General features: G+C 42.7%; 6 protein-coding genes. 1 reads left to right on the top strand and 5 read right to left on the bottom strand.

Annotation, left to right across the window (positions count from 1 at the left end; translation table 11 throughout):
- Window positions 1–61: 61 nt before the first annotated feature.
- The 5 genes from OQ5_RS0107580 to OQ5_RS0107600 all read right to left on the bottom strand — a co-directional run bounded on the left by OQ5_RS0107580 (window position 62) and on the right by OQ5_RS0107600 (window position 5,981).
- Window positions 62–1,114: a nucleoid-associated protein gene (locus OQ5_RS0107580; protein WP_026055166.1), complete on the bottom strand. Its 1,053-nt coding sequence runs from the start codon at window positions 1,112–1,114 to the stop codon at window positions 62–64.
- A 110-nt stretch (window positions 1,115–1,224) separates the two neighbouring features.
- A complete protein-coding gene (locus OQ5_RS0107585; RefSeq protein ID WP_016776908.1) occupies window positions 1,225–1,554 on the bottom strand; it encodes a hypothetical protein in 330 nt (109 codons plus the stop codon).
- A gap of 152 nt (window positions 1,555–1,706) precedes the next feature.
- Window positions 1,707–1,865 (bottom strand): hypothetical protein, encoded by a 159-nt coding sequence (locus OQ5_RS23440; RefSeq protein ID WP_016776909.1) that lies wholly within the window; start codon window positions 1,863–1,865, stop codon window positions 1,707–1,709.
- 65 nt (window positions 1,866–1,930) lie between these two features.
- Window positions 1,931–4,000: an Ig-like domain-containing protein gene (locus OQ5_RS0107595; RefSeq protein WP_100221896.1), complete on the bottom strand. Its 2,070-nt coding sequence runs from the start codon at window positions 3,998–4,000 to the stop codon at window positions 1,931–1,933.
- 241 nt (window positions 4,001–4,241) lie between these two features.
- On the bottom strand, window positions 4,242–5,981 hold the full coding sequence (locus OQ5_RS0107600) for an alpha-amylase family protein (RefSeq protein WP_016776911.1): 1,740 nt from the start codon (window positions 5,979–5,981) through the stop codon (window positions 4,242–4,244).
- A gap of 359 nt (window positions 5,982–6,340) precedes the next feature.
- Between OQ5_RS0107600 and OQ5_RS0107605 the strand changes: the two genes are divergently transcribed.
- The gene (locus tag OQ5_RS0107605; RefSeq protein ID WP_016776912.1) at window positions 6,341–9,313 is read left to right on the top strand and encodes a hypothetical protein; all 2,973 of its coding nucleotides are present in this window, start codon (window positions 6,341–6,343) and stop codon (window positions 9,311–9,313) included.
- The last annotated feature ends 22 nt before the right edge of the window (window positions 9,314–9,335 follow it).

A 9,335-nucleotide genomic window follows, 5' to 3' on the forward strand; every position in this document is an offset into this window, starting at 1 on the left:
GGAAAAGTTTCCTACTTATCATGTGTCTGTTCAGAAGGTGCCGGTTGCAAGGCTAACAACATCAATGCTCAACTTCAAAATAGAGCTTATAGTAGTTCATTCCCTTGTCCGGATCAAAACCACGTTCGATATGATCGCGACGGCCATGTACATACACATGGAAATTTTTGTCAAGTTTCAAAACCGATTTAAAATGCTTCTTTTCAGTCTTCACTGCGCTTCTGGAAATATCAAAACTATCGTTAAGCGGCATCTCCTTTTCCTCCTCAAATACCTGACGGTAATCGTTAAACGCTTCAATAACCTCGGGTTGACGAATGACCTGCTGTTCAAAATCGTCCTTTTTAAAATTCTTGTTCTTATCGAAGAAGTTTATCGATCGGTTGAGCATATCAATCTGATCGGGCCTGGGGACTTCGTGCTCGTCATTAAAAACATCGGTCACAAAATCTTTGCACAGGTTAAGATAGTTCCGTGTAAAATAATAATTGTCTTCCCTTGGCATCAATCCTAAAAAATCATCACGCCAGAAGCGGGCCTCCTGTCCTTTATTGATGTTATCAACCATACTGATTTTGTATCCGGCTTCCTTTTCGGTATTAAAAACAATACAACCTTTGTCAAGCTTTCGGATGTTAATCCCCTCCTGTGCTCCCAGTTCAAATGTGTGGTCTTTGAGGTATACTTTGAGAAAGGTTTCTTTATTTTCACTCTTGAATATACCAATTCCGTCGGTTACTTCGCCGTCAACAACACAGTTGCTGAAATAGGCCATGTAGAACTCTCCTCCTCTTATTTTCGGGTGATTTGACTGCTCATAAAGATGCTCGGCAACCTTCAGGGAAGTATCATAAAGCTGATCGGGACTGTCAAAAACAGCCGATAACCACTGAAACATGGGATTATTTTCGGGCTCTTCATTCTCGCCGGTAAAATTGAAGTAAGCTTCGCTTTTAAACGGGCGAAAAAAGTATGACAGCAAAACATCACCTACGGTGTCTTCATCAAACAATCGCACCGGACTTTTGGAAAACCTGACGGATTCTCCTTCGGTACGACTCCCGATATGATGAATAACGAGATTTTCTATATTAACTTGCGAGTAGTCGATCATATAAAAAAAATAACATTGCACCCGCAAATTTAAAAAAATCATCTCGGAAATGAATTAAAAAATTATCTCCATTGGAATCGAAAAGCCTTCAAGTAAATTAACATACCTGCCTAAGACACAGCCTTGCAATTATGCGCATACCAGCTCACCGGGTGGTCTCGCCCCGTAACCAGCTCCTGCAGGATTTTACGGTCGTCCCATGCTGTTTCAAACCCACAGGTCTGGTCCAGGGCCCGTGAGAGCAACATCCATTCATTGAGGGATTTCATGGTCAGCTGGTCTTCAAACTCCTTCAGGATTCTAAGACAGCCCTTGCCTATCAAATAAATTTTGGGCTCTTCCCTCAAAAGACTTTCATGAGTTGTAAAGAGATGGTCTTCAACTTTTACAAACTCATCGCTGTCCAGGGTTACTTCGAAAGTGAATTTTTGTGCCACCATAACAGAAAATTTAATGAGTTGTTGTTTTCTGTTAAAATCTACAAAAATATTTCTTAAAAGTAAATAAGGCCTTCAGATACTTTTAATGGTTGGCTTCATTCGGAAACCCGGATTGATATAAGTAAAGTGATAAGCAGGGGGTGCTGAAAAAGTCAACAGGCCAAAATGAAGCTTATTCTTTGGATTATTTGGGGACAGGCCCTGGCCATAACCGGATTCTCATTAAGAAGATGGAAAGCCGGCTGAAAACCGGCTTTCTGGTGTTGTTGGGAATTCCATGTCACCCCGGTAAACCGGGGTGCTATTCTCATGTATCACGCTATTTCTGCATATTACGTTAGTATAAGATCAGCACCCTGCCGAAGCAGGGTGACGGCTAATTGCCGTAAGCATCATACCAGTATTGAATAATTTTCTCTGCAGGTTTACCTCTCACCGAAGCTGCTTTCTCAAAAGCAGTATTCATGTCTCTCGGTTCATATTTGGAAAAACGGTCGAAATACATGTAGCCGTGCGAAATAATGCCCTGTATATTTACGCTGCTCTCATTGACGGCCTGGAAAATGCCCTGATAAATATCTGCCTGCTCATAAAAGTCGACAGACCAGTTGTTGGCATCGCCGGAAACATCCAGAACAGGTTCCAGGTGGCCATAGGTATTGGCTGCCCCGTCAACGGAAGGCGCCCACACCCACAGAAAAACAGGCTTGCTGAATCCGGAATAATGGTTTAAGATCCCGTCCATCTCACTCTTTATTTGCGAAACAGAAGGATTTTGAGTTTCGGTCACATTGGAAACAACGATTCCAAAAGCATCAAACAAGTCGGTAAATCCATCTGAATAACTTTCGTCTTCAAAGAATACCCATTCGGAACCGCCCGAATAGTTAGGTGCAGTAAACGGCCGGGCTGCTCCAAAGTAGACAATCTTCCCGGTATATACACTTTTTATTTCATTAATCAGATTGCTCCACGAAGTTTCATATAAAGTTTCTGAACTAAAAGCCTGCGGACTTGTGGCATAGGAAAGGCCATGACCAAGCGATATCCATTCAACATTCTTTGTTTCGGCGGTTTGGGCGTATTCTTTCAGTATCCTGGTATATTCCGAAAACCAGTCTTCCCAGAAAGCATCACTCAATTTTTGCCCGCTAAAAACAATCTCGTTAAATGATTTGCCATCCAGTTGTTTTTCATCCTGAGGCCACACCCCAAACCAGTACATCATATTCAAATCTCTTGCTGAAGCCTCATCCGAAAGGGTTTTGTATTGGTTCTGACTCAACATGTCCCAGGCATAATAAGTATTTGCCGAGGTACTCATAGCCACGGAATCTTCACCCACCACGGTAACAAACACCGGATCGAACACCGTCACTGTGTTGGCATTCATATCCTCAAGCCTGTCAAAGGTTTGCTTAAAGGCATCCGGATAAAGGTCCTGCCCCATCCAGGGGCCGGCGTCAAACAGAGAAACACCTCTGATAAAATCTGAGTTTTGAGTATTGATTCCTGATACCTTTGGATAAGCCATAAGAGAAATATCATACGTCTCATTTTCTTCAAACTCCCATGAGTACTGAACCGGAATATAATCATATGATACTTCAGAATACAAAGTTCCAATGCCAGTATTATTGGTCTCAAAAGAAAACTTGCCTTCCGCATCGGTTGTAGAGGACAGTTCACCAAAAATTACCTCAATATTTTCCAAAAAAGAATTTGTTTCTGCCGATTTCAAAATACCATTAATTGTATAATTTGCGACAACAGGCTCAGTGATGGTAATGGAAATGGATACCTTTGAGGACTTACCCTGATCATCGTCTACCCTGCATTCCACTGTGTTTTCTCCTATTTCCAGGTGGTAATTCGAATCCCAGTCAACGGTATAAGGTTCCATTTCCCAATGATGAACACTATTCCCATTAAATAATAAATCAACTAATAGAATATTTCCGTCTTCATCGGAGGCCTCTATTTCAAAAGGAATCGTTGAACCTTTTTCAAAGACAGCACCATCTTCCGGCGCGATAAACGCCACCTGGGGGCCATTGGGATCCGGTACATCTTCATCGGTAATGGTTATGGAAACCGAGTCTTTTGAAAATTCACCCTGATCATCATCTACCCTGCATTCCACAACGTATTCCCCAACTTCCATATCTTTGGTATCCATATCATAAACAAATGGACCCGTCTCCCAATGATACACGCTCTCTCCGTCAATCCTCAAATCTACCAGCAAAATATTTCCGTCTTCATCGGAGGCCTCTATTTCGAAAGGAATCGTTGAACCTTTCTTAAAGATGGCTTCATTCTGGGGTGAAATGAATTCTACGACAGGCGCTTTAGGTTGAGGTTCGTTTTTCTCTTCTTCGTCATCGGAACAACTCCAGGTTAACATGAGAAAAAACATCAAAATAAAAAGAAATGAACGTTTCATAGTAGTAAACAAAGAAATAATAAATAATGTAACACGGATCAAATATACGTTAATTTTCCGGGGCAGTTTGTAATTATCATGCGGAATTTATTTGAATTTGCTGATAAATCATACGGATTAGGGGGTTCAAAGAGATAGTACCCCAGCCGCTGAAGCGGCATAACCAAACATTTAACGGGAAATAACCCTTCCGGTGGTCTCTGACCCTGGAAGTGGCGGGCAGTTAGATAAGTTTTTGCAATCACACTCCCGTTATTCCTCTCTCCATAGAATAATATTCCAGTTCAAAAACAGATGCCGAATGTTTTTTCAACCTCCCTCCCAGCCCGGCATTTAATGCTATTTCGGCAGGAAACTGGAGCATTTTATTCATCTTAAGCTTATCGTGTCCCCTGAAATACAGACGCTCATTAAGTGCGGCCTGATCAAAGAAATGGCGCGGCACACGAAGTCTGAAATCTTTGTCTTCATCCGAGAAATTGGCCATGACCAAAAGTATTTGCTCTCCGCAATATCTGAAGCAGGCATAGAGGCAATCCGAATCAAAAGCATTGTTGTGTAAATTACTCCATATAAGATCATAAAAACGGCCTCGTGCCAGTGCCGGCTCATCATTAGCCATTCTTAATATTTTCCGGTAAAATGCCCGCAGAGTTTTTGCTTCATCTGGCAATCCGTCACCGGTGAAATTTTTCTCAGGCCCCGCCCACTTTTGTATTAACGGAAGGCTCCAATAATCATAAATTGAAGTACGCCCGTCTTTTTCGCTAAAGCCTTCTTCATCCATCCCTTCTTCACCAAGTTCCTGCCCAAAGTAGATAAGGAGCGGGTTGTGTAACATTGTCGCCATAACAACCAGACCGGGAAGAGCCTTGAAAGCATCACCGACAAAAAAGCGCGAAGCAATTCTTTGTTCATCATGGTTTTCAAGAAAATAGAGCAGATGGTGGTGAAACCCTTCCACTTTCTGCCAGACGGCAGTAATTTCCGAGGCAGGAAGTGTTCCTGTTATCACTCCACGAATGGTATTATAGAACAACTCTTTATCGTATAAATAATCGAATCCGCCCTTAAAAAGAAACTCATGGTAACGTTCCGGCTCATAAATTTCTGCAATAAACTGAATAGAAGGATATTTTTTCTTTACCTCCTCAAATAACCATTGCCAGAATTCCACAGGCACCATACCGGCCATATCCACCCTGAAGGCATCAATCTTCTTACCGGACCAGAAAAGAACAACGTCCAGCATTTTTTTCCAGGTATCGGGAGCAGGATTAAAATATTTGTGTCCGCTGCTGAAATCCTCTCCATAATTCAGTTTCACGGTATCATACCAGTCATTAAGCGAAGGATCCGCCTTAAAACAATTGTTTCCCGTTACCCTGGCGGGTTCCTCTTTCCAGTTTGATCCGTCGGTCGTCTTAGCCGGAGAAATAAATTCGCTTCCTGGTAAATAGTAAAAATTATTCCCTGGAGAAAAAGCTTTTCTCTTGTCATCAGAAGTTCCGAAATCTTCAATTCCGGCGGGCTTATTATCAGAGATATATTGCCTGGCCAGGTGATTGGGCACAAGGTCGATTATAACCTTAAGACCGGCCTGGTGAGTGCGATTAACCAGCGCCTCAAATTCCTGCATCCGCAACGGAACAGAGGTGGCAAGATCAGGGTCGACATCAAAATAATCCTTTATCGCATAGGGAGAGCCTGCTTTCCCTTTAACTACATCAGGAAAATCCATGGCAATGCCGTGCTTTGAATAGTCTGTCAGCTGTGCATGTTCAATTATTCCTGTGTACCAGACATGGGTAATGCCGAGTTCCTTTATGCTTTTCAGCGCAGCAATGGTGATATCTTCAAATTTTCCACATCCGTTTTCTTCTAACGTCCCGTTTCTTTTTCTCGTGGTTTCAGAATTTCCAAACAAACGCGGTAACATCTGATAAATAACAGGGCGGGTATAATTTGATTTTTCATTCATCAGTATAAAATTAGTCTAAGTTATTGGTCTGATGGAACTCGCATGCAAGATTTATACATGTTCTTATTGTGGTAAACCTGGCCATGCTTGTTTCATTTGTTTTTTTGAATACGTCACTGTCAGCTAATCTACTACTGACTATTGACTAAAAACTATTGACTAAAAACTATTGACTAAATTAAAACAATTACTTTTGCAAATATAGACAGTTAACCAGCTTTATAATTATGAGATACTCAGATATCAAATAATACAAGCTGTCGCAGGCAAATTAATCCTTTTAAAAAGCCTGAACGCCAAGATTAAAAATCATAAGATCGAGCTTCGAGGTTAGAAATTACAGACCAGATGTATTTGTTATGCAAAAAAATATTTTCACATTACTAATCTTCATTCTTGCTTCCTTAGCAATTACAACCAATGCTCAGTATTACACATCGGGAGCCGATCCTGCTTCTGTAAAATGGAAACAGATTAACACCGGTCGATTCCGGCTGGTTTTCCCCGACGAGTTTACCCAACCCGCCGCTAAGCTTGCCCTTTTTCTTGACAGTATTGCCCCCAAAGTTGAAGCTACGCTTAATCATAAACCCCGTAAAATTGATATAATAATACACGGACGCTCCACCTTTACCAACGGCTTTGTATCATGGGCCCCCCGACGTATTGAGCTGTATCCGTCTCCCGATCAGAACAACTACGGAACCGATTGGTTGGAACAACTGGCCATCCACGAATACCGTCACGTGGTGCAAATCGATAAACTAAGGCAGGGATTTACAAAAGTCGCGTCCTGGTTTACAGGAGAGCAAGCCACGGGTGCTGTCCTTGGTGCTTACCTGCCAATGTGGTTTATCGAGGGCGATGCCGTCATCAGCGAAACCACGCTTTCGGAAAGTGGCCGTGGAAGATTGCCTGTGTTCAGCCAGTCACTCAAGGCACGGCTGACCCGCTATGGGTATGACGATTTCGACAAAGCCTATCTCGGTTCATACAAAGAATTTGTCCCGGATTACTACAAAATGGGATATCATCTTACGGCTGCGGTCAGACAGCGGTATGGAGCTGAAATATGGCAGGACGTGATCGATAATGCGGGGCGAAACAGTTGGTCGCTCATCCCCTTCAGAAAAGAGATCAGGAAAACAGGTTATCGCAATCAGCGTCTGCTATACAATGCTGTTTTTGACAGTCTTGCTACAGCATGGAGAAACTACGACGACACCCTCAATACTTCAGATTTCGATCTCATCGCCAGGGGAAATGACGACTATACTAACATCGAATATCCGGTAGTTACGGAACAGGGAAATGTTTTTGCCCAGATAACCGGACCTGGACAGCGAACCCGTATTGTGGACATCTCATCATCAGGAAATATAGAAACAATAGCTTATACAGGAGGCAGAAACAGTGATCCCATAACAGCCAATGAGCGATGGGTAGCATGGACAGAATTTACACCACATATTCGCTGGCCTAATGCCGATTATTCTATCGTGAGAGTTTACGACAGGTTTAGACAACAAACGTCAACTCTGACTGCCAAATCGCGTTATTTTGCACCTGCTCTAAAAGGCGGATCAGACACGCTGGCTGTGGTAGAAAATACAACAGACTATCAATTTTTTATAACCCTTATCGATATGGGGAAGGGAAAAGCGATCAAAAGAATTCCGACTCCCGGAAATGCTTTTCCGATGCATCCTTCATGGAGTGATGAAAAGGACGAACTGGTGTTGGTACTACTCTCCGATTCGGGAAAAAGCATTGTCACCCTGAACACAAAGACCAACCGGTGGAAAACGCTTCGGAAGCCCGCCTTCGATGAACCAAAATACCCTGTAAAAAAAGAGCCTTACATCTGGTACACGGCATCAACACAAAATTCCGAGGAGATTTTCCGCACCAATATTAAAACCGGTATCACATCACAACTGACCCGGTCAAGATTCGGAGCCACTTTTCCATCTCTTAAAGGGAAGGATTCTCTTATTTACTCGAATTATACACCAACCGGCTATCAACTTGTAAAAATACCTGCCAGGCAAACTATCAAAGAGGGCGTAGAACCGGCTGATTTGACAAATGACCTTGTGAAAAAGCTCAAAACGCAGGAACCCCGTATCCAAACCAACTATGAGCCCGATACCGCCGCGATAAAGCCTTACAGCAAATGGAACCTGATAAACCTTCACAGCTGGGCTCCCGCGTACATCGACATTGATAACCAGGAGCTTTACCCCGGCCTGTCACTGATGAGCCAAAACCTCCTTGGTACTATGGTGACACGGGCAGGATACAATGCTGCAAAATCGGAAAGTCGTGAAAAATTCAACATCGGCATTACCTACCGCGGGTGGTTTCCGGTTATAGATTTTGATCTGAAATGGGGCGATTATAAGGAATTCTTCGGGGATATGTATGCAAGCACAACCGGCCTGTTCACTCTCGAACAGCAAGGAAGAGAAAACCATATAAGTCTGGAAGCAGGAACACGCATTCCGCTCGATCTCAGTATCGGGAAATGGGGGCGTTTGCTTCAGTTCGAAAGCCGCTTGTCATGGCAAAATATTCGCAATCGTAATTATGAACAATCGTTTTTCATGATTGGCAACAATGGGAACCTGATTGAAACCGGAGATTACAACATGATTTATATTCCGGATATTGACTACTGGGGAATGGAATACTCCGCCTATTTTCATAATAAACTAAGAGGAACAGCACGCGATGTCAATACACGGTGGGGCCAAAGTTTCAGTTTTATTTTCAGACATACACCCTGGGGAAATTACAATGCAGGAAAAGCTTACGGAATCAGCAGCCGGCTTTATTTTCCCGGACCTGGACGACATCATGCCATAACCATTGACAATCAGTGGCAAAACAAAACTAACGGGGAAGAAATTGACACAAATTTATCATACCGGATGTATCAAAAATTCGGCGACTTGCTCAATCTGCCCCGCGGATATGAATACATTATGAACGATAATATGTACGTTTTTAACGGCACCTACCAGATGCCGCTTTGGAACCCCGACTGGTCATTGCCCGGTTTGATTTATATCAAACGGTTTCGCCTGAATCTGTTTTTCGATGCTGCAAGGGCAAAATACAAACTCGAAGAAAAGGAAACAGAATTGACATATAGCTATACAAATACATTTACATCAACAGGCATTGAGCTGATGAGCGATTTCCATGCATTCAGATTTGTTCTGCCTTTTAGTATGGGATACAGGGGCGGATACCGCGATGCTGATAAATCGTTTTTTCATGAAGTGGTTTTTTCCACCAGTTTCGACAGTTTCCTGATCAACAAATAAAAATACCTCTTATTATTTCTGA

The sequence above is a fragment of the Anaerophaga thermohalophila str. Valhall genome (assembly GCF_000250735.1).
GTDB classification, from domain to species: domain Bacteria; phylum Bacteroidota; class Bacteroidia; order Bacteroidales; family Marinilabiliaceae; genus Anaerophaga; species Anaerophaga thermohalophila_A.